Below are 19,676 nucleotides of genomic sequence, written 5' to 3' on the forward strand. Positions count from 1 at the left end.
TCCATAAAATAATAACAAACTATTAAGACATGTTGTTAGCAAAATACGTATTTTAACATACGAGAAAATGCATTAACACGTTTTGCAACACACAACGTATAAAGAGTATTTACATTGTGGTTTAATTTAAAAAAGAACATGAAACATATTTTTACCATATTTATGATTGTACTATTTAGTCAGTTTTCAAATGCCCAACAAACCTATCAACCTCAGTGGGAAGAAGTGCTGAATTTAGAAAAGAAAGGGTTGACCCAATCTGCTTTTAAAAAAGTAACTGAAATTTACCAACAGGCAAAAAAAGAGCAAAACAACCCTCAAATTATCAAGGCTTTTCTTCACAAGGCAAAATATCAAATAATTTTGGAAGAAGATGCTCAGCTTACCATTATAACGGATTTACAAAACGAGATTGATTCTCAAAAAGGAGTTGCCAAAAATATTTTGCACAGTATTCTGGCAAATATATATTGGAAATATTTACAAAATAATCGCTATCAGTTTTACAACCGTACCGAAACTACCGAAAAGGTAGATGCTACTGATTTTAGAACATGGGACTTAACAACTATTTTTAAAGAAATTATCTATCACTTTGATGCTTCATTAGCCAATACTACTTCTTTACAAAAACAAACGTTGTCTGCCTATAGCGAAATTCTTTATGAAGAAAAAGACTCAAAAATATACCGCCCAACTGTATATGATTTACTAGCACATAATGCATTACAATTTTATAGAACAGATGAAAATACACTTACAAAACCAGCAGATGTTTTTGAAATTGACAACGAAGAATATTTATGTAATGCAGAGATGTTTGCCAATATATCTTTAACGACTAACGATCGTCTTTCTTTAGAATTTAAAGCCTTAGAAATATACCAAAACCTCATTCGTTTTCACCTAAAAGATACTACTCCAGAAGCGTTAATTGATGTAAATATTGAACGCTTGCAATATGTAGCGCAAAAAGCTGCTTTCGATAATTCTACCGAAAAACTAATACAAGCGTATCAAAACGAAAAAAACACCTATGCATCCCACCCTTTTTCAGGAATGTACGATGTAGAATCAGCCTTATTACATCAAGAACAAGCTGCCAAATATGATCCTAAAAAAGGAGATGCTTATCAATGGGAATATAACAAAGCAATTGAACTGTGTGAAGCTGTAATTACCAAGTTTCCTACTAGTATTGCTGCTGAAAAATGTAAAACAATCCTACTTAGAATTAAACGTCCAGAAATTGACGTAAAAACTGAAAAGTATATCCCTATTGGACAAGTGTCTAAAGTGTATGTAAGATATAAAAACATTCCTCAACTTTATTTTTCAACACGCTCTATTACTGAAGAGCAGTACGTACGCTTATTGCAACTGTATCGTCGTGACGAACGATATGCTTTTATAAGCAAGCTACCGGTTAATCAACAATGGAATGTTAAACTTCCTACGGAGAATGACCATCAAATACATAGTACCGAAATTGTAGTTCCTAAGCTAGCTAACGGATTTCATCTCATCATTGCTTCTCCCGATCAATCATTAAACAAAGACTTTCATGCTTACGGAATTATTCAAGTAACAGATTTTGCTGTAACTCATAAAAAAGAAAGCCAAAACTATATTTTTCAAGTAACTGAACGAACAAACGGACAGCCAATAATAAATCAAGAAGTAACCATATCTTATCAAATGGGATATGAAAAAAATAAGATTCGTAAAACGTTTACTACAGACCGTACAGGAAGCTTTGTCCTTGAAGGAAATAGACATCGTAATTTTAGAAATATTTCTGTGAGTATTGAAACTGAAAAAGACCGGGCTTATTTTTCAAATGTAGGCTACTTTTATACCCAATCCCAAAACAAGGAAAAACCTCGAAAAAATTTATTCTTATTCACAGACAGAAGTATTTACAGACCTTCTCAAATTGTTCATTTTAAAGGAATTTTGATTGAAAAAGAAGAGAATACATCCTCCATATTGAGTAAACAAACCATAACGGTTACTTTATACGATGCTAACGGCCAAAAAGTACAAACACAAACGCTACTGACCAACGAATATGGTTCTATTAAAGGAGAATTTGTGATTCCTAATAGCGGATTAACCGGTTTATACCAACTTTCTGGATTCTTAAATGATTCGAGTATTGGCTATGCAAGCTTTTCTGTAGAAGAATATAAACGTCCAAAATTTGAAGCTGAATTTTTACCAATCACAGAAACGTACTCTGTAAATGACACTGTTACTGTTAAAGGGAAAGCAATCGCTTTTGCTGGAAGTGCTATTTCGGATGCTAAAGTAACATATTCTGTGCAACGCACACCTAGCTATCCGCAATGGTCGTATTGGAGATTTCCGTACTTGAACACTTCTTCACAACAAATTGTAAGCGGTGAGACAACTACAGACGCAACAGGGAATTTTATGATTGATTTTAAAGCAATTCCAGATTCAAAAATTGACAAAAATCTACAACCAACTTTTGCTTATAAAATTACAGCAGACATAACCGATATTAATGGAGAGACTCGTAGTACATATACAACTGTGTATGTTGGCTACCATCGTATAACTGCAAATGTTTCCATTCCAAAAAAATTAGATACTTCAAGAAAAGATTACAATGTTGAAGTGAATACCCATAATCTGAATGGAGAAAAAGTTCCTGCCCAAGGAATTCTCACTATTCACAAATTGCAAGCTCCAAAGCGTATTTTACGCAAACGAGTATTGCCAATTCCAGACTTACCTAGCATACAACAGGATGAATTTGTACAATTGTTTCCTCATGAAGCATTTTCTGAAGAAGAACAAACATTTCAATATTGGGAAAAAGGAAAAGAAGTATTACATGAAACTTTTGATACTGAAAAATCAAGCAAACTATCTTTAGGAAAAATAAAGCGCTGGGAAACTGGAAAATATGTAGTGACATTTACAACAACTGATGCAAATGGTATTGTAGTAAAAGATATTGCTTATACCGAGGTGTGGAATCCAAAAGAAAATGATGCTTCCGATCAAGCTATTTTGGAAGTGTTTACAGATAAAGACTCATACACACCCAACAACGAAGTAGTCGTTACCTTAAAGTCTGCCGTAAAAGGACTGCATGTTTTTGTGGATATTGAAAAAAATCATCGCATTGTAGAATCCTATATGATTACATTACAAGGAGAACAAAAAACTCTTCGCGTTCCTGTTTCTAAAGAAGATGAAGGAGGATTCAGGATACATTGTTCTGCTACGATTTTTAATAGTTTTGTTTACAAGGAAATCCCTGTAATGGTTGCATATCCTACAACCGACTTAACTATTGAAACACGCACCTTTAGAGATAAATTGAAACCTGCGCAAGAAGAAACGTGGAGTTTTACCATTAAAGGAAGTAAAGGAGAAAAAGTAGCTGCAGAGATGCTCGCTAGCATGTACGATGCTTCGTTAGATGAATTTCGTTCGCATTATTGGGACTTTTCACCCATAGCACAACCTTTTTATTATAGCACTATAAGCATCAGTGCTAAAGAAAGCTTTGATCTTGAAAATTTCAATGAGCACCAAACAATTCCGTACCCAAATTATGTTACACAAAATTATGACCGTTTGAATTGGTTTGGATTTTATTTACATAATCAAAGGCGTATGTACAACAAAGGTTATCTACAAGAAACAGCAAGTACACAACGCTTAATGAGCTTAAGTGTGAAAGATGATATTGAATTTGAAGAGGATGTTTATCTTGGTTTTGCCTCAGGAAGAACTTCTATAAAAGAACAGGAACTTACTCAATCATTAAAAGGACAAGCTGCGGGCATAAACGTAGAGGCTAACAACGAAAACACAAAAGAAGCAGCCATTGTTCCTCGAAAAAATCTGCAAGAAACTGCGTTTTTTTATCCTCAATTACATACTGATAATGAAGGAAATGTCACGTTTAGCTTTACCACTCCGGAAGCATTGACCAAATGGAATGTTCAATTATTAGCACACACAAAAGAATTGCATTCGGCAGTAAAAACATTATCTACTGTGACACAAAAGGAATTGATGGTATTGCCTAATGTACCACGCTTTTTCCGTGAAGGCGATAAAATTGTTGTGAGTACAAAAATTTCCAATCTTTCTGATAAAAAATTAAGTGGTCAAGCCATGTTGCAATTGGTGGATCCGCTGACAGGAAATGATATTAATCCTGCGTTATTTCCACGCTTAGGCGAGCCTGAGCAATCGTTTTCGGTTGATGCAAAAGGCAATACTCAAGTTTCATGGTTATTGTACATTCCGAGCTCTATTCAAGCAGTACAATATACAATTACAGCCAAAGCAAATGAATTTAGCGATGGTGAACAAAATGCGTTGCCAGTATTATCCAACAGAATGTTAGTTACCGAAACATTGCCAATGTGGATTCGTTCTAACGAGACAAAAACATTTACGTTGGACAAACTAAAAAATAATACCTCAACTACGCTCAAACACCATAAATTGAGCTTAGAAATGACCTCAAATCCTGCTTGGTATGCAGTACAAGCATTGCCTTATTTGATGGAGTATCCGTATGAGTGCGCTGAGCAAACTTTTGCTCGTTATTATGCAAATGCGTTAGCAAGCCATATTGCGAATAGCAATCCGCGAATTCAACAGGTATTTGAACAATGGAAATCTTCAGACGCTTTGTTGAGTAATTTAGAGAAAAACCAAGAATTAAAATCTTTAATTATTCAGGAAACTCCTTGGGTTCGAGATGCATTATCGGAAAGTGAACAGAAAAAACGTATCGCTTTATTATTTGACTTGAATCGTATGAAGAATGAACAAAATAATACCCTTCGAAAATTATCTCAGATGCAATTGCCATCAGGTGGATTTCCTTGGTTTTCTGGCGGACGTGAAAATCGATTTGTTACCCAACATATTATTACAGGTTTAGGCCATTTACATAAGCTTGGCGTACAAACTAAAGACAATAATGAACTTACTTCCGTAATTCAAAATGCAATCACTTATTTGGATGCTGCTTTTGTACAAGAGTATAAAGATATTCGAAAGTACAGTGAAACTGTAGATCTTTCCAAAGATCACTTATCATACATGCAATTGCACTATTTGTACATGCGAAGTTTTTATAAAGACATATCAATGTCTGAAGAAGTGGCTAAGATTGCAGATTATTATTTGGGGCAAATTGATAAGTATTGGTTAAGTAGAAACTTATTTTCCAAAGGAATGATGGCATTGGTTTCTCACCGTATGAATCGTTCAAAAACGGCACAAGCTATTATTCGTTCGTTAGAAGAAAATAGTATTACAAGTGACGAGTTAGGTATGTATTGGAAAGCCAATACACCTTCATGGTATTGGTACCAAGCTCCTGTTGAAACGCAGGCTTTACTAATTGAAGCATTTGCTGAAATTTCGAATGATATTACAATCGTAGATAATTTGAAAATCTGGTTATTAAAACACAAACAAACCAACCGTTGGGCAACCACCAAAGCAACTTCAGATGCAGTGTACGCACTTTTATTACAAGGAAGCGATTGGCTATCTGTAACAGAAATGGTAGAGGTAACAATTGGAAATCAAAAAGTAACACCTGCCAACTTAGAAGATGTAAAAATAGAAGCTGGAACTGGGTATTATAAAACTTCTTGGAACGAAAATGACATCAATTCAAAAATGGCAACAGTTACCTTATCTAAAAAGGATAAAGGAATTGCTTGGGGCGGATTGTATTGGCAATATTTTGAAGACTTAGATAACATCACTTCCGCAGAAACTTCATTGAAGCTTGATAAAAAATTATTCAAACGCACGTATGGAGATACCGGTGAAATTATTACAGAAATTACAGAGAATACGGTATTGGAAGTTGGTGACTTGATACGTGTTCGAATTGAACTACGAAATGATAGACCGATGGAGTTTGTGCATATGAAAGATATGCGCGCATCAGGTGTGGAACCTGTTAATGTATTATCGCAATACAAATGGCAAGATGGGCTAGGTTATTACGAGAGTACAAAAGATGCTAGCACAAACTTTTTCTTTGACTATTTGCCTAAAGGAGTTTTTGTTTTTGAGTATGACTTACGTGTCAATAATAAAGGAGAATTTTCTAATGGAATTACAACGATTCAAAGTATGTATGCTCCTGAGTTTAGTAGTCATAGCAAAGGGGAACGCATTGAAGTAAAGTAATCTTCGTATACATAAAAAATAAAAAACTGTCTGAAAGCTTTTTGGAAATATCATTTTGAATGTTTGGTTCAATCTGACAAAACTAAGTTTTCAGACAGTCTATTTATAATAGAACTCTTTTTTGATTAAAAGAGTTCTATTGATATGAGTATATCATTATATCTTTTCTAGAGAGATGATTGTACGAATGCTAATCAACATATCTTCATCGTCATCATCTGCTACATTCTCAGTGATATAAGTAACTTTAAACTTCTTCCCTACAAATGATTTATCGGCAAGGTTGAACGCTTTTTTTACTTCAGGAGCCAATTTATCAAAAACGATATCACTTTCTTCTCCATCATTATCCATGTACGTAAATACAAATAATGTATCGTCCATACCTGTAAAAGTTGCTGTAATTACAACTGGCTCTTCTTGTTCCTCACTTTCTACTTCTTCAACTGCTTCTTCCTCTTCATTTTCTTGTGCAACGCAAGTATAAGTACTCACAAAAAATGCAAAAAGAAATAACGGTACTAATTTTAATTTTTTCATTGTTTTTAATTTAAAAGTTTTGTTGTTTGTATGCTATCTATAATCTTGTTGCTTCGAAAAGCATTAATAAGACCCCAAAGTCGTAGGTAGGTCACTATTTTTTTTAATCTACATCTTGATGATAACTAAGAGGCGTTGCATCTTCTGGTGGATTGAAAAAGGAATAGAGTTTTGATGTAAAAATCAACTCCATTTTAGACCGTTTTCCTTTCTTTTCGCTAATGGCCGCACACGTAGTATTAATTTGATTTTTAACATTTTGATCAAAAAGTTTTCTGTTCTTATAGAAATACTCTGAAAAAACTAAGAATGCTTTTTGTGCTTCTACATTTCTTGCAATTAGGTCTTTGACTGTTTTTGCAATTGAGGCTTCTTCTTCTTTACTGGTTGAATATTTACACCAGTATTTTTGTAAAAAAGCTGCAACTTTCAATTTCTCTTCACGCCCAATAGCTTTATCGGCCATTGCCATAGCATAAAAAAGATGAGCTATCGCCACATAGTGACTAGCACTTTTGGTGGTTGGCTCATTCATACTAGTCGTTTTTTCTTGATACATAATATGCGTCATTAGTGTTTAAATAAGATAAATCTTGAACTTTTTTTAATCTTCATATATACAAAAATTGATACATGATGTTATAGGACACCAAATTTTGATTAGGTCACTTTTTAAAAACAGTAAATCATTCAAAATTATCTTTAACATCAATAAAATCAATGTTTAAGAAATTGTATTATGTATGCGATTAGTACACTAACGATTAGTCCAAGGTTTACTTTGGCAAGATCTTTAGCAATTAACTTATACGATTTTTTTAATTGCTCTTTTTGAAGAGTATATCCAAGAGCAAGTTCTCTTCCTGCCAATATTCCTATAAAAGCCCAAGTTGTACTCATAGGAATAGAACTGATATTTCCTAAAACAAGTAGTAAGATTCCATAAGTAAAATCTATAATTGTAGCCGAGCGAATGTTGGCAGTATTCGATTTCTTATTAACAATATCTTGAATACTTCCTCCTCTATTTTTAAATATGTACGCCATGATTGTTAAGATGATTCCCAATGCAATCAGCAGTTCTATAACGGTAAGCTGTCTTGGTAGAAAAACAAATATATTGGCAAAATCTTGAATTAACCATTGTGACCATAAAAACCCTGTAGAAAACCACTGAGCAACCAACCAATAGTGATGTTGTTTCTTAACATTCATAAGTCTTATGGATGCACGTGATTCAATTTTTTTAGAAATAAAACCATATAATAGCATAGCAGATACAAATGCAATTGCGTATCCTAAAACAGATTTAAGAATCATCTTTTCTATAATTTGACTAGAAGAAAATATACTTAAAATCATAAATGTGGTACTGACAGGAATTCCAAATCTAGTTATTACCAACAAACAAAGAGGTGCTAAAAGATACCACCATTCGATGACCGATGGCAATGGAATTTTATTTAGTCTTCCATATGAAACATCTCCCGCATTTATAAACCAGCCGTAACAAAGCGTGAGGGATAAGATGATTGCAGCAAAACTCCACAATAACCACCACTTTTTCTTTTCATTAGATGCCAAAAAAGTACCTAACGTTTGAATAACATCATTAGCGATTACCGCATATGCAGTAATGATAAAACCTAAGTAAACGATAAAAATCTCCAACTGATTTTTTTTAAATATGTATGAATGTTACTCAATTTTTCCTAACCCTGGCGAGTTTGATGGATATAATATCCCTTTTTTAAGAGTAAAAAGTGATTTAAAAGGATCGTTAATGATATCTAAGTGTCCGTCCAAATCAGCATATAATACATTTTCTTGAGAAAGTGCAAAATGCAATCCTGCCGCAATTCCTAAACTACATTCATCAATACAACCAACCATGGCTTCGAGGCCAGCACTTTTTGCAACCGAATTGATATGCATGGCTTCTTTAATGCCACCTACTTTCATAATTTTAATGTTTATCATGTCAATGTAAGCTCCTTTTGCTAGTCGAAAAGTATCTTTCACACTTTTAATGCTTTCATCTGCCATTACGGGAATCGTAGTTTTATCAGTAACTTTTCCCAAATGACTGTCTAAACCTACAGCAATGGGTTGCTCAAAAAATTCAATAGAAATATGTTTGGTTTGCTCATAAAATGAAAGCGCTTGTTCAGGTGTGTATCCTTGATTTCCGTCAAAGCGAAGTTCAATGGTTGGAAACTGTTCTCGCAAACGAATCATTTTTTCAACATCTTCTGCTACAGATAAACCGCCTTTTAGTTTGATACTTTGAAAGCCTTGTGCTACAAACTCTTTGGCTGTTTTTAGTGTATCTTCTAGCGTAATAATTCCTATGGTAATACTTGTAATGATATGATGACGAAAACCTCCTAAATATTGATACAACGGAATGTCAAATTTACGAGCCGCAAGATCCAATAACGCAATATCAACCATTGCTAGGGCAGACGATTTTTGCGTCAGCAATGGTTTCAATTCTACAAGGATTTGCGATGACATAAAGGCGTTTTTTCCTTTTAAAAAGGGAATGATAACATTTTTAATATCACTTTCCACATCGTTTGCAGATTCTCTAGTAACTACTTTATCAGGTGCGGCACAACCATAGCCAACAAATCCGTTTTCCGTTTCAACTTTTAGGGTAAAATTGACAGCTGTACTCACCGTTTCATACGCAATAGTATACGGCTCAGATAGCTGTAAATCTAGTTTTTCGTAGGATATACGTGTTATTTTCATATACGGTATTCGGATTAATATCTTTTTTGATACAAATCGTCAAGAGGTGTATTTTTAATACTTTCTACAAAAGCAACCATGTTCCGAATCATAATTTCCCACATTTTTTCTCCTTTCTCTGCACTTGCTTTAGTGGCATCACCCATAATTCCACTTTCAGAGATTTTATTGGTTCGTACATACCAACTTACGCTTCGCTCATCGTCAAAATCAAGAAATGTACTTCCAAAAGTTAAGGTTTCATTCACTGCTTTATCCATTTGTACCATTTCAGGACGTAAAGCCAAGCTCGTACTGGTTTCTATTTCGCCTGCATGCGCATCGTTTGGCGTATCAATCAGATTGAGTAAATCAACATCACTAGTTTCTCCAGTATCAACGCAAACAAATATTTTTGCATCGCGGTTAATCATTTGTGCTGCATAACTCAACGTTGGAGCATTGTCACCATGTCCGTTGAGAATGATTATTTTTTTGACACCATTTTTGGCAAGACTCATTCCTAAATCATATACGAATTTAGACAAAGCTTCATTGGTAACACTCAAGGTTCCTTTAAAATCTTCATGATGGTAACTTACTCCAAACGGAATAGGAGGCAACACCAAAGGTCTTGGTTCTTCACACGCTTCTGCTACTTTATACGCCATATAATTGGCATCAAAATAATCAATATCTACCGGTAAATGTGGCCCGTGTTGTTCAATGGCTCCACAAGGTAAAATTACCGTGTCTACTTTTTTTAAGTATGCTTCCAGTTCAGGCCAAGTTTTTTGTTCCCAAAGGAAGTCTACTTTTTTATAAGGTTCTTTCATTTTCTTTATGTAAAAAATAAGGAGTTTCTATTTGCTCCTCTGTTAAGTTAGCAACTTGCCATTTTCTGTTAGTAAGTTGCGCTGTGCCATCCGTATATTTTGAAAAAATGTGTAGTAACGGTTTTCGAATATACTTAGGCATGTCTTCTAAATTACTACGCTCAGTATCAAAACGTAGCATGGTAATTTCTTTATGTTCTTTGGCTAGTTTTTCCGTATGTGAATTTTTGGCAATCAATCCTTTTTGTAAGAGTAAATGGTATAGTTGTGCAGCATCACTTCCTATTTGTTTTACACTTTGAGAAGCCAATGCTTGTAATGCTTTTTGTATTTGTTCATCCGTATACCCGCAACGTTTTGGATCTTCATCTAGCGCTTTTAACATTCCGACAATCCGTCTGCATTTTTCACAGTTTCCGCAAGGCAACATTTTGCCATCTTCTTCGTGAGCAGCGTGACAAGAAACTTGTAATTTTTGTAATTCAGGATAGCGCTTTACTAGAATTTTCAAAATTGAAAGTTCTGATAATGAGCGTAAAATGGAAAACTGATGAATATCCCAACCCTTCTTTTTATAATAGCGTGTGAGTGCATTGTCAAAATATTTGCTTTGGTCATACAAACCATTGTAATGCGTAATGCCTTGATAATTACTTTTTACAGAAGTATCATATTCATTACCAATTAAAATATTCCCAATATTCCTTTTGCTTGCTACAGGCAATACACCAAATAGAAACACCGCAACTGTCCATAAACGAATTGGATAAATGTCAGCTCGGATATTTTGAAAGTTTTCTTTGATGAATGGCATTTGTCGAACCATCCAGTTAAAAATACGATCACTATTGCACCAAGGTTTTGCCGTATTTGGCTCGTTTTCACGAAAGTGATGATGTGCATTTACAGCAGTAAACCAATGACGACCACTCTCGTTGATATATACAGGATGCGGTTCGCCAATTTCTTGAATCAACCCGTAGGTTAATAAACTATCTTTTCCGCCACTACTAAGAATTGCATACGCATCTTTGTTTGTTTCTACAACTTCTTTTTGAGGTTGAAGGTTTTCGTATTTTGTGTTAACAAATACAACGTTAGCCGCCGTGTAGCGTTCCATTTTTTCTGGTTGAATCGCATCAAAAGGAGCTTTGAGGAATTCGTTTTTACCGAAAAATTTGTGCACTAAAATTTCTCTGGAAGTGTTTTCCATCATGTCCAAAAGAAATCGTTTGTCAGTTGCATCATACAATCCGTCAAAAGAAACGGTTTCAAAGAACAGTCCGTAATTAAGAGCAACTTGTGCCACCATCATAGAGGCCAAATTTACATCTGCTGGATTTTTTTTCTGAAAATACGCCGCATTGTACGAATAAATCAGTTCGTTGCTTACTTCTGTAAGATCATTTTTAACAATAGTATACGTCGCTTTTACACGTTTTGGCTCTATAACCAACGTATGAATTTTTAAGGTTTTAAATACAACTAACGAGCGAATGGTTGTCATTATAATTTTGAACCAATGAGTTTGACCAATTTATCAGTGCCGTGTGCTAATACATCAAAAGCAGGCAAATTGGTTTGTTTGGTTATGGTATCACAAGCTGGCACAATGTCTTCCGGCTGCATCCCTTCATGGTTTACCGTAATGGCGATGACTTTGACACCTGATATCATTTCAATAGCTTGTATTTGTTTTTTTAACGGATGCAATTTATATCCAGGAAACCCATCATATTCTTTACGCGTTGGCGCATGTTGTAGGATGACAAAATCAGGTCTTCCTGCTGCTAAAATTTCAAAACCTCCAGGATATGCAGGATTCATCAAACTTCCCTGCCCTTCAATTACTATGACCTCTGGTTTTTCATTTTTGTAAGCACTGACTACGGCATGTTCAATTTCGCCCGACACAAAATCGTTGATACAGCTATCCATAATCATACTGTATTTTGCACCTTGCATCCAAGCAGTTTGCCCAGTTCCAATCATTTCGGCAGTATGATTCGCTTTGCGAAGGCCTTGTACAATCAACCATGCAGTGGTACGCTTTCCAATAGCAGAATCGGTTCCTAACACCGCCAGTTTGAGCGCGTGTACGTTTTCAATTTCTCCTGTAAAAAAGTGCAAGGCATCTCGATCGGGTGTTTTACGAACGTCACGAATACGGCAGTTGTTAGCTTCTGCAATTGCAACAAGTTCTTTATCATTTGTTAAGAAATCGTGCAAACCACTATCCACATTCCAGCCCATATTAAGAGCCTGTTTAATAGTTGCTTTTGCTTCTTTTGGCAATCTTCCTCCATCGGGAGCTAAACCAATGACTAATGACTTTGGCAACACACCTTTGTCACGCAATTCTTTTACAGCAGTAGTTAGATCACCAAATATTGGGATACCATTATTTTTTCCATCAAGGACTTTTCCTGCATCTTTTCCTGCATAGGTGTTATCAAGAACTCCTACAATTTCATAGCGTTCTGTAAAGCGTACCAATCCATGTGCTGTTTTCCCTTCAGGTGTATTGAAAGCTCCTTCGCAAAAAACGAGGGCGCGTCCGTCTATCTTTTTTTTCATTTTCTTTATAATTAATGTTTTGCTGTTATGACAGCGACAAAACGATCAGGTTCAAAGTTTAATTGATCGTCTAATTCTAATAATCCTATAAGTCCAGCCGTGGAAGCTGGTAATATTTTCATACCTTCTTTTTTTAATATAAAAGAAGCCATGTCTTTTAATTTTTTATCACTTATGTGAAATGCTTCTCCTCCCGATTCGCGCAAAGCATATAGTGCTTCATCTCCATCAAAGCTGTGCCAGTTGATTAGCGGTTCATTATAGAGCGTTTCTTTAATCATTTTGGGATCAAGATCCACGCATTCAGAAAGTCCCAACTTGAACGAGCTTATGATTGGATTTTTTCGAGTAGACGAAGCTGCAATCATTTTGGGAATCCTCGAAGTTTTTCCTCGCTTATGGAGTGTTACAAAACCACGATAAATCCCTGCAAATAATGTTCCGTTAGATACTGGTGCTGCGCAATATTTTGGCGCATCTCCTAAATCGTCTACAATTTCGTTAGCAATTTGCGAATACGCCGTTATTTGTAAAGGAGTATTGGCTCCTCCAGGATTTGCATCGTACCAATCATTTTTTGACGCAACTAAAGTACTTGACTTTACGACATCTTCATAACTTCCGTCCAATCTGATAATTTCTGCCTGTAAAGCTTCCATTTCTTTGATACGTTCTGTATGGTAACTAGCTGGAATAAATATTTTACATTGAATTCCTGCTAAGTTTGCCGCCAAAGCAACAGCTACTCCATAGTTCCCACAAGTCGCTAATGCGATGGTATCAAAATCACGACGTAAGGCGTCATATACTTGAGCAAAAGCAATACGGTCTTTTTGAGTTCCTGTTGGATTATCGCCTTCGTATTTAATGTACAATTGTCTGATATCAAATTCGCGTTCAATGGTTTTTACTCTTGACAAGCTTGTATCGCCAACTTCAATGTTGATGATGTCTTCAAAACTTTCTAAGCGATCTATCAACGTTTTGTTTTTATCTTTAACAAAATCACTTAGTTTTCGCGTTTCTGAAGAAACTTTTATTTCTACAGACTTAACACCGTCTCTTAGTATCATTTGATTTATTTAAAGTACGATTCTTTTGGCTATTAAGACACAAAAATTGAATTAGGTCACTTATTCAAAAGTGTATTTTATAAAATAAAAAAACTTACTGCTTTTATATTTTTTTCTAAATCTATAGTGCCGATTTAGAGCCACTTTTTACGTTTGAAGAAATAAAACATAATTAGTGCTATTACAATCATAAATCCCCACATTACAAAGTATCCATATTTGTATTGTAGTTCTGGCACATATTCAAAATTAGTTCCGTAAATACCTGCTATGAATGTTAGTGGAATAAAAAGCACTGAAAATATAGTCAGTACTTTCATCACATCATTAAGTCTAGAACTAATGGTTGTATGATATATATTGAGCTGATCGGATAAGATTTCTCGATAACTATCTGAAGCTTCAATTGCCTGATTGATGTTTGCTAATAATTCCTTGTAATGTACTTCATTTTTTTCTTCAATAAAGTCAGACTCCATTTTAGAAAGGTTGATAAACATTTCTTTAGCAGGATTTATGTTTTTACGTAAAAAATTTAGTTCTTTTTTTAGCTTGTTTATTTCCTTAAGTACATTTTTACTAGGCTTATTGAGAAGTTTTTCTTCTAAATCTTCAATTTTATCTCCAAGATCTCCAATGATATAAATGTAATTATCGATTACGATATCTAACAAAGCATACATTAAATAATCTGTTCCTGCCGTGATGATTCGTTTTTTATTGCGGATGCGTTCACGGACTGGTTCAAAAACATCGCCTGTGCGTTCTTGAAAAGAGATGAGTACAGACTTGGTAAGTATCAAACTAAGGTTTTCAACAGAAATGGTTCCTGTTTTTTCATCTAGCATGAGCATTTTTACAGAAATAGCCATGCAATTATCGTACTCGTACGATTTTGGTCTTGCTTGCGTATCCATTACATCAGCGAGAATCAATTTGTCCAATTGAAATGCCAATGCAATGTTTTTTAAAGCATCTGGATTGTGCAATCCGTCGATATTGAACCAAGAAACAGAATCGCGTTCTCGATATTTTATAGCTTCTTTCGTTTTGGAGATATTGATTTCTTCAAAATGATTTTCGCTATAATCAATAATGCGCAGCAATACATTTTCTATTTTCTTTTCACCTCTGAAAAAGAGTTCATCTGGAGCTCGTCCTATTTCGTGTTTACTTTTGTTTGTAAATCGTGCCATGTAGCATCTTTTTCATTGTTGATAAAACAAGCATGAGCAATGAAGTTATTTCACTAAACTCTGCTTATAAACTTGCCAAAGAACTGTTCTTCTGATAAAAAAGAAACTCAACAAGTCTTGCTGGATTACTAAATTAAAAAAAATATTGTGCTTTAGAATTGAAATTTCAGGTCATCTGTAATTTCTCTCAACAGTTTTTCAAAAGCTTGATGTGTATATTTTACTTTTTTCTGTTCTTCAGAGAGATGTTGATCTTCATTTTTCTCTAATATCATCAAACTTTTCACATGTTCAAAATACGCTTCTTCTTTTTGAGAAATAAAAGAATGTAATTGATTTTCTGAAGAAAGTACACTTCTTTCAGGTGCATGATAATACGATAAGTAATCATCAATATCACTAAAAACTCTATTTGAAGGAATGGCTCTTTTGGTCATTCTTGCTTGTCTTCATCAAGTTTTATCTCGTTAAAAAAGCTTTCATCATTATCGACACATGAAAATTGGTTCGCACTTGACGTCATTTTGTTGACTTCATACATGACAACTTCCTTTAGGTCTTCGGGCACTTCTTTTAACGGTATTCCTATATATTTAAAAGGGTTTTCTTTTTCCATATACCCTAAAAATTTTAAATTATCATATAAGACACCAAAAGAAAGGTTGCGTCACATTGTACTAATTGCATGTTGTTTGCACTTCTGTTTTATGCTTCGTCGTTTTCTTCAATGTTTTCTTTAATCTCTTGAAGAATATCCTGTTTCAAATCTTCTGGAGGTTTGATTTCAGTTTCAATTTTCTTGAAAGGATTTTGTTCATTCATTTTCTTGCAATTTTTGGTACACTTTAATCAGTTTAATACGCGCTCTTTTAAGTCGCATTTTCACAGCGCTTTCATTAATATGCAATAGGTTTTGTAGTTCTTTCACAGAGATATCATCTTGATATTTGAGCAATAATAAGGCTTTGTCGGCAGGTTCAATAAGATCAATTGCTTTTTCCAAACCTGATACTTTCAGTTCAAATAAATCTTCTTCATCTACATCATCCACTTGTGTCAAATGTTTTTCGTTTTTATTTAGTTTTTCCCAACGTTCACCTAGTTTTTTACCTGTTTCTCTTTTTTTATAGTTCACCAAAAAATTATAGGTAAAAGAGTACAACCAAGTTGAAAACTTTGATCGTCCTTGGTATTTGTGAAGTTGTACGAATAGTTTTAGAAAAATATCTTGTGTTAAATCTTGAGCCTCATCCGAATCTTCAGCAAAGCTATAACACTTATTGTATATTTTTTTACCATATCGATCATACAATATCCCAAAAAGTGAAGGATCGTTTGTTTCAACGATGCGTTTTATCAACTCTTCGTCGGATAATAATCTTTTCTCTTTTTCGAGAGATGCACTAAATAAAATAATCATTCTTTTCATTTTACGGTCTATAGACTCTTCATGTAATTAGCGACCTAAAAGATAAAAATTTGCTACTTCCCTACAAAGAGAATTGTTTCGTAAAATTTTATTTACGTATACAACTCCCCATAAATCTACTGAAAACAAGAACATTAACAATGTATCAACTTTTTTTCAAAAAAAATTAAATCATTGAGTGACTTTTTAGTTTTATGGTGTCTTAATGTAAAAAATTATTATCAACAATTTTAAAACCAAACAAAATGGGAGTAGCAAAAACAAGTAAGGCAAGCGATGCACGAAAAAAAGCAGAAGAGCAAAAAGCAAAAAAGAAAGCTGCTAGAGAAACGAAGGCAAAATCTGTTGTTACTAAATCTAACAAGAAAGGACCTTCTTTAGTTTCTCAATCGAAGAAGAAAAAATAATAGTGTATTTTAAACAACACTATATACTTACTATAATTTAAAATCTCAGTAAAGAATATTTCTTTTCTGGGATTTCTTTTTTTTAACTTGTACCTGTTGTTAAGTGATATATCACTAATTTGAAAATAATTTTACTTATGGAAAATAGTTTACCTTGGATTGTCCTTTTTGTATATGTAGCTTTATTGTTGTGTATTGACTTTTTTATTTTACACAAAAAAAATAAGCCTGTTAGTTCTAAAAAGGCACTATACGAAACTATTTTTTTTATTAGTAATGCAATACTTTTTGGCGGCATTCTGTATTGGTTTTATCAAAATGATTTGGTTGCCAATCCTAACCATTTAACTCCTTTAGATAGTATTATTAAGTACTATACGGGCTACATTATTGAACTTTCCTTGAGTGTAGACAATTTATTTGTGATTGCGATTATTTTTTTAGGGTATAAAATTCCGAGTCAGTACCAACATAGACTTTTATTTTTAGGAATTTTAGGTGCTATTGTTTTTAGAGCTATTTTAATTGGTGTAGGTCTCATTCTTATCAATAAGCTACATCATATCACAATTGTATTTGGATTGTTTTTATTGTATACTGCTTTTAAGATGTTAAAGAAAGAGGAGCAACAACCTCAATTTAATGAGAATAAAGGATTTGCAAAATATTTTAATATTTCGAATACTTTAGACAATGGTCACTTTACAACTATAGTGAATGGGAAAAGAGTTTTTACTGCACTTTTTGGAGCATTGTTGACGATTGAATTTACAGATCTTTTATTTGCATTAGATAGTATTCCTGCCATATTTGCAGTTACTAAAGATCCTTTCATTGTTTTTAGTTCCAATATTTTTGCCATTATGGGATTAAGATCTCTGTACTTTTTCTTAGCAAATCTTTTAGAGAAGTTTAGCTATTTAAAGTATAGTGTTTTTGCAATTTTAATCTTTGTTTCTCTCAAACTCATGGTTGCTAATTGGTTTGAAATTCCTGAATGGTTCTCTTTGTTATTTATTGGAATTTCTTTAGCTATGGGAATATGGATTTCAATACTAAAAATGAAAGAAGATTCTAAGGAAATAGAGAATTAGTGATGTATTGACAGGACTTCAAACCTAAATAATAGTTTACAAAAGACTTTCTTTATACTTCTCTTGGCAATACACTTGTAGATTTGAAATTTATACGAAAAATATAACACAACATTCCTACTTCTTTGTATTTATGGTTCTTGGTAATACGTAATTTCAAAAGTTATTTCCTCTTCTAATTCTTTTTTCCCATCAGTTAGTGTATACTGACGAATTATTTTAGGATTTCCTTTGTCGTCATATAAATACGCATATTCTACCGATTTAACATTAGGTTCGTCTTCTTGAGTGGTTTGCAAGTTTCCTATTACTTTATGCAAACGGTTTGCTTTGTCATAAACAAGCGTATATTTAGATTGACTATCACCAGCAATAATTTGGTATGTTTTTAACTGGCCAGAAGCTGTGTATGTATAAGTTCCTGTTTGAATTTTGTCTTCTTCTGCTTTTGACAGTTTTGAATAATCAATACCATCCATCAAATAATTATTACTGTACTCGCCTTCATGATATCGACTATAAGTTGTTTGATATTTCAGAAGTTGTTTTTTAGCAGTATATGTGTATGAAATCGTTTCAGTATTAATACTTTCATCATATTTACTGTATATCTTTTTTTCTTTTGGCAATCCATTTGTATAGCTTATTTTTTCTAAAGCACGATCTACAAACTGACTTTTCCAAATAGTTACTGTTCCATCTTCATCATACGATTCCGAAAGTATGCTCTCCATATAACGTATTTGAGTTAGTTTGCCAGCGTTGTTATACGTATAAGAAATGCTATCATTGGCATTGTAAAAAGTGACTAAACGGTCTTTTTCGTATATATAATAATCGTTAGGATCTAAAAACTCTTGCGCATAATCTGTACTCGCTGCAAATTCTTTTTTTAAAATTTTGATAGTCTGAGTTCCTTTTTTCTTTACTGTAAACTTTGGAGTTTTTAAATACTCTGTTTCTTCAGCACTTTCTTCCACACCATACCAATAAAACCGTTCAATTGATTTTTCTAGTTTTTGTTGTTTATTCATGTAAAAGGTTTCTATGGAACCAACCATTAGGGCTTCTTCTTCATGTGATTGCTTTATAGTTTTTACAACCTTTTTAACCTTTCCATAAAATTTTTCAGGATTTGAAATTTGTTCATTCTCCAAATATGCATAAAAATTATTCTCTGGCGATTCCAATCGTGGGAGTTCAATCTTTTGCGCATTTACTTTCACAAAAGTGACACACAGAAAGAATAATAGTGCAAGTTTATCATTCATAAAAAAAATGTTAGCCTGTTGAAAACAAAGGCAATATACAGATGAATTAGTGATTTTTTTAATTTATTTAGATAGATTTTTTGTCTTTTAGAAAAATACTTTGCTTCCTCAAAAACTTGATTTGCAAATCGATTGCTTGTTTTTTGGCTAAAATTGTAAATTTCTACTAATGAACACTTTATTTTTATTTTTGCAATAAAAACAGATGTACTTTTATTCTTAAAAGTTTTAATTTCTGTTTCTTAAAAAGTAATAAAGGTTTCCATATAGCCTCGTTAGTCATAAAAAATTCTCTAATTAGCTG

At 33.6% G+C, this 19,676-nt stretch carries 16 protein-coding genes; 3 read left to right on the top strand and 13 right to left on the bottom strand.

Translation table 11 applies throughout. The features are described 5' to 3' along the window. Nucleotides 1-138 precede the first annotated feature (138 nt). The gene (locus tag AA088_RS11450; RefSeq protein WP_046745131.1) at nt 139-6,213 is read left to right on the top strand and encodes an alpha-2-macroglobulin family protein; all 6,075 of its coding nucleotides are present in this window, start codon (nt 139-141) and stop codon (nt 6,211-6,213) included. Between the two features lie 156 nt (nt 6,214-6,369). On the opposite strand, the gene AA088_RS11455 is transcribed toward AA088_RS11450, so the two are convergent. The 12 genes from AA088_RS11455 to AA088_RS11510 form a co-directional block, all read right to left on the bottom strand. Continuing rightward, nucleotides 6,370-6,753, bottom strand: coding sequence for a hypothetical protein (locus AA088_RS11455; protein ID WP_046745132.1), 384 nt, complete (start codon nt 6,751-6,753; stop codon nt 6,370-6,372). Nucleotides 6,754-6,856: 103 nt separating this feature from the next. Then, a complete protein-coding gene (locus tag AA088_RS11460; protein ID WP_162199688.1) occupies nt 6,857-7,324 on the bottom strand; it encodes a hypothetical protein in 468 nt (155 codons plus the stop codon). A gap of 146 nt (nt 7,325-7,470) precedes the next feature. Continuing rightward, the gene (locus AA088_RS11465) at nt 7,471-8,424 is read right to left on the bottom strand and encodes a hypothetical protein (RefSeq protein WP_046745134.1); all 954 of its coding nucleotides are present in this window, start codon (nt 8,422-8,424) and stop codon (nt 7,471-7,473) included. 27 nt (nt 8,425-8,451) lie between these two features. Further along, the gene (locus AA088_RS11470; protein WP_046745135.1) at nt 8,452-9,510 is read right to left on the bottom strand and encodes a mandelate racemase/muconate lactonizing enzyme family protein; all 1,059 of its coding nucleotides are present in this window, start codon (nt 9,508-9,510) and stop codon (nt 8,452-8,454) included. A 14-nt stretch (nt 9,511-9,524) separates the two neighbouring features. Beyond that, nucleotides 9,525-10,325 carry a creatininase family protein gene (locus tag AA088_RS11475; RefSeq protein WP_046745136.1) on the bottom strand — a complete coding sequence of 267 codons (801 nt, stop codon included), beginning with the start codon at nt 10,323-10,325 and terminating at the stop codon, nt 9,525-9,527. Then, nucleotides 10,309-11,832, bottom strand: coding sequence for a hypothetical protein (locus AA088_RS11480; protein WP_046745137.1), 1,524 nt, complete (start codon nt 11,830-11,832; stop codon nt 10,309-10,311). Before AA088_RS11480 ends, AA088_RS11475 begins: the two co-directional genes overlap by 17 nt. After that, complete coding sequence (locus tag AA088_RS11485) at nt 11,832-12,902, bottom strand: DUF1611 domain-containing protein (RefSeq protein ID WP_046745138.1); 1,071 nt, start codon at nt 12,900-12,902, stop codon at nt 11,832-11,834. Before AA088_RS11485 ends, AA088_RS11480 begins: the two co-directional genes overlap by 1 nt. A gap of 11 nt (nt 12,903-12,913) precedes the next feature. Next, nucleotides 12,914-13,975, bottom strand: coding sequence for a pyridoxal-phosphate dependent enzyme (locus AA088_RS11490; RefSeq protein WP_046745139.1), 1,062 nt, complete (start codon nt 13,973-13,975; stop codon nt 12,914-12,916). A 134-nt stretch (nt 13,976-14,109) separates the two neighbouring features. Further along, complete coding sequence (gene corA / locus AA088_RS11495; protein WP_046745140.1) at nt 14,110-15,171, bottom strand: magnesium/cobalt transporter CorA; 1,062 nt, start codon at nt 15,169-15,171, stop codon at nt 14,110-14,112. Nucleotides 15,172-15,323: 152 nt separating this feature from the next. Beyond that, entirely contained in the window at nt 15,324-15,608 is a 285-nt protein-coding gene (locus tag AA088_RS11500; RefSeq protein ID WP_046745141.1) for a hypothetical protein, read from the bottom strand. Beyond that, nucleotides 15,605-15,787: a hypothetical protein gene (locus AA088_RS11505; protein ID WP_046745142.1), complete on the bottom strand. Its 183-nt coding sequence runs from the start codon at nt 15,785-15,787 to the stop codon at nt 15,605-15,607. The genes AA088_RS11500 and AA088_RS11505 overlap by 4 nt, the downstream gene beginning before the upstream one ends. A 198-nt stretch (nt 15,788-15,985) precedes the next feature. Next, complete coding sequence (locus AA088_RS11510; protein ID WP_046745231.1) at nt 15,986-16,591, bottom strand: RNA polymerase sigma factor; 606 nt, start codon at nt 16,589-16,591, stop codon at nt 15,986-15,988. Between the two features lie 254 nt (nt 16,592-16,845). On the opposite strand from AA088_RS11510, the gene AA088_RS18355 reads away from it, so the two are divergent. Both AA088_RS18355 and AA088_RS11515 read left to right on the top strand, forming a co-directional pair. Further along, a complete protein-coding gene (locus AA088_RS18355) occupies nt 16,846-17,007 on the top strand; it encodes a hypothetical protein (RefSeq protein WP_157547165.1) in 162 nt (53 codons plus the stop codon). Between the two features lie 137 nt (nt 17,008-17,144). Then, nucleotides 17,145-18,101 (top strand): TerC/Alx family metal homeostasis membrane protein, encoded by a 957-nt coding sequence (locus AA088_RS11515; RefSeq protein WP_046745143.1) that lies wholly within the window; start codon nt 17,145-17,147, stop codon nt 18,099-18,101. Between the two features lie 131 nt (nt 18,102-18,232). On the opposite strand, the gene AA088_RS11520 is transcribed toward AA088_RS11515, so the two are convergent. Next, nucleotides 18,233-19,372 carry a hypothetical protein gene (locus AA088_RS11520; protein WP_046745144.1) on the bottom strand — a complete coding sequence of 380 codons (1,140 nt, stop codon included), beginning with the start codon at nt 19,370-19,372 and terminating at the stop codon, nt 18,233-18,235. Nucleotides 19,373-19,676: the final 304 nt, after the last annotated feature.

Source organism: Kordia zhangzhouensis (assembly GCF_001005305.1).
Lineage (GTDB): Bacteria > Bacteroidota > Bacteroidia > Flavobacteriales > Flavobacteriaceae > Kordia > Kordia zhangzhouensis.

What these genes read in the sequence shown, in the direction of transcription:
- AA088_RS11450 (WP_046745131.1), top strand. Translation starts at nt 139, where the DNA reads ATGAAACATATTTTTACCATATTTATGATTGTACTATTTAGTCAGTTT.
- AA088_RS11455 (WP_046745132.1), bottom strand. Translation starts at nt 6,753, where the DNA reads ATGAAAAAATTAAAATTAGTACCGTTATTTCTTTTTGCATTTTTTGTG.
- AA088_RS11460 (WP_162199688.1), bottom strand. Translation starts at nt 7,324, where the DNA reads ATGACGCATATTATGTATCAAGAAAAAACGACTAGTATGAATGAGCCA.
- AA088_RS11470 (WP_046745135.1), bottom strand. Translation starts at nt 9,510, where the DNA reads ATGAAAATAACACGTATATCCTACGAAAAACTAGATTTACAGCTATCT.
- AA088_RS11475 (WP_046745136.1), bottom strand. Translation starts at nt 10,325, where the DNA reads ATGAAAGAACCTTATAAAAAAGTAGACTTCCTTTGGGAACAAAAAACT.
- AA088_RS11480 (WP_046745137.1), bottom strand. Translation starts at nt 11,832, where the DNA reads ATGACAACCATTCGCTCGTTAGTTGTATTTAAAACCTTAAAAATTCAT.
- AA088_RS11485 (WP_046745138.1), bottom strand. Translation starts at nt 12,902, where the DNA reads ATGAAAAAAAAGATAGACGGACGCGCCCTCGTTTTTTGCGAAGGAGCT.
- AA088_RS11490 (WP_046745139.1), bottom strand. Translation starts at nt 13,975, where the DNA reads ATGATACTAAGAGACGGTGTTAAGTCTGTAGAAATAAAAGTTTCTTCA.
- corA (WP_046745140.1), bottom strand. Translation starts at nt 15,171, where the DNA reads ATGGCACGATTTACAAACAAAAGTAAACACGAAATAGGACGAGCTCCA.
- AA088_RS11500 (WP_046745141.1), bottom strand. Translation starts at nt 15,608, where the DNA reads ATGACCAAAAGAGCCATTCCTTCAAATAGAGTTTTTAGTGATATTGAT.
- AA088_RS11505 (WP_046745142.1), bottom strand. Translation starts at nt 15,787, where the DNA reads ATGGAAAAAGAAAACCCTTTTAAATATATAGGAATACCGTTAAAAGAA.
- AA088_RS11510 (WP_046745231.1), bottom strand. Translation starts at nt 16,591, where the DNA reads ATGATTATTTTATTTAGTGCATCTCTCGAAAAAGAGAAAAGATTATTA.
- AA088_RS18355 (WP_157547165.1), top strand. Translation starts at nt 16,846, where the DNA reads ATGGGAGTAGCAAAAACAAGTAAGGCAAGCGATGCACGAAAAAAAGCA.
- AA088_RS11515 (WP_046745143.1), top strand. Translation starts at nt 17,145, where the DNA reads ATGGAAAATAGTTTACCTTGGATTGTCCTTTTTGTATATGTAGCTTTA.
- AA088_RS11520 (WP_046745144.1), bottom strand. Translation starts at nt 19,372, where the DNA reads ATGAATGATAAACTTGCACTATTATTCTTTCTGTGTGTCACTTTTGTG.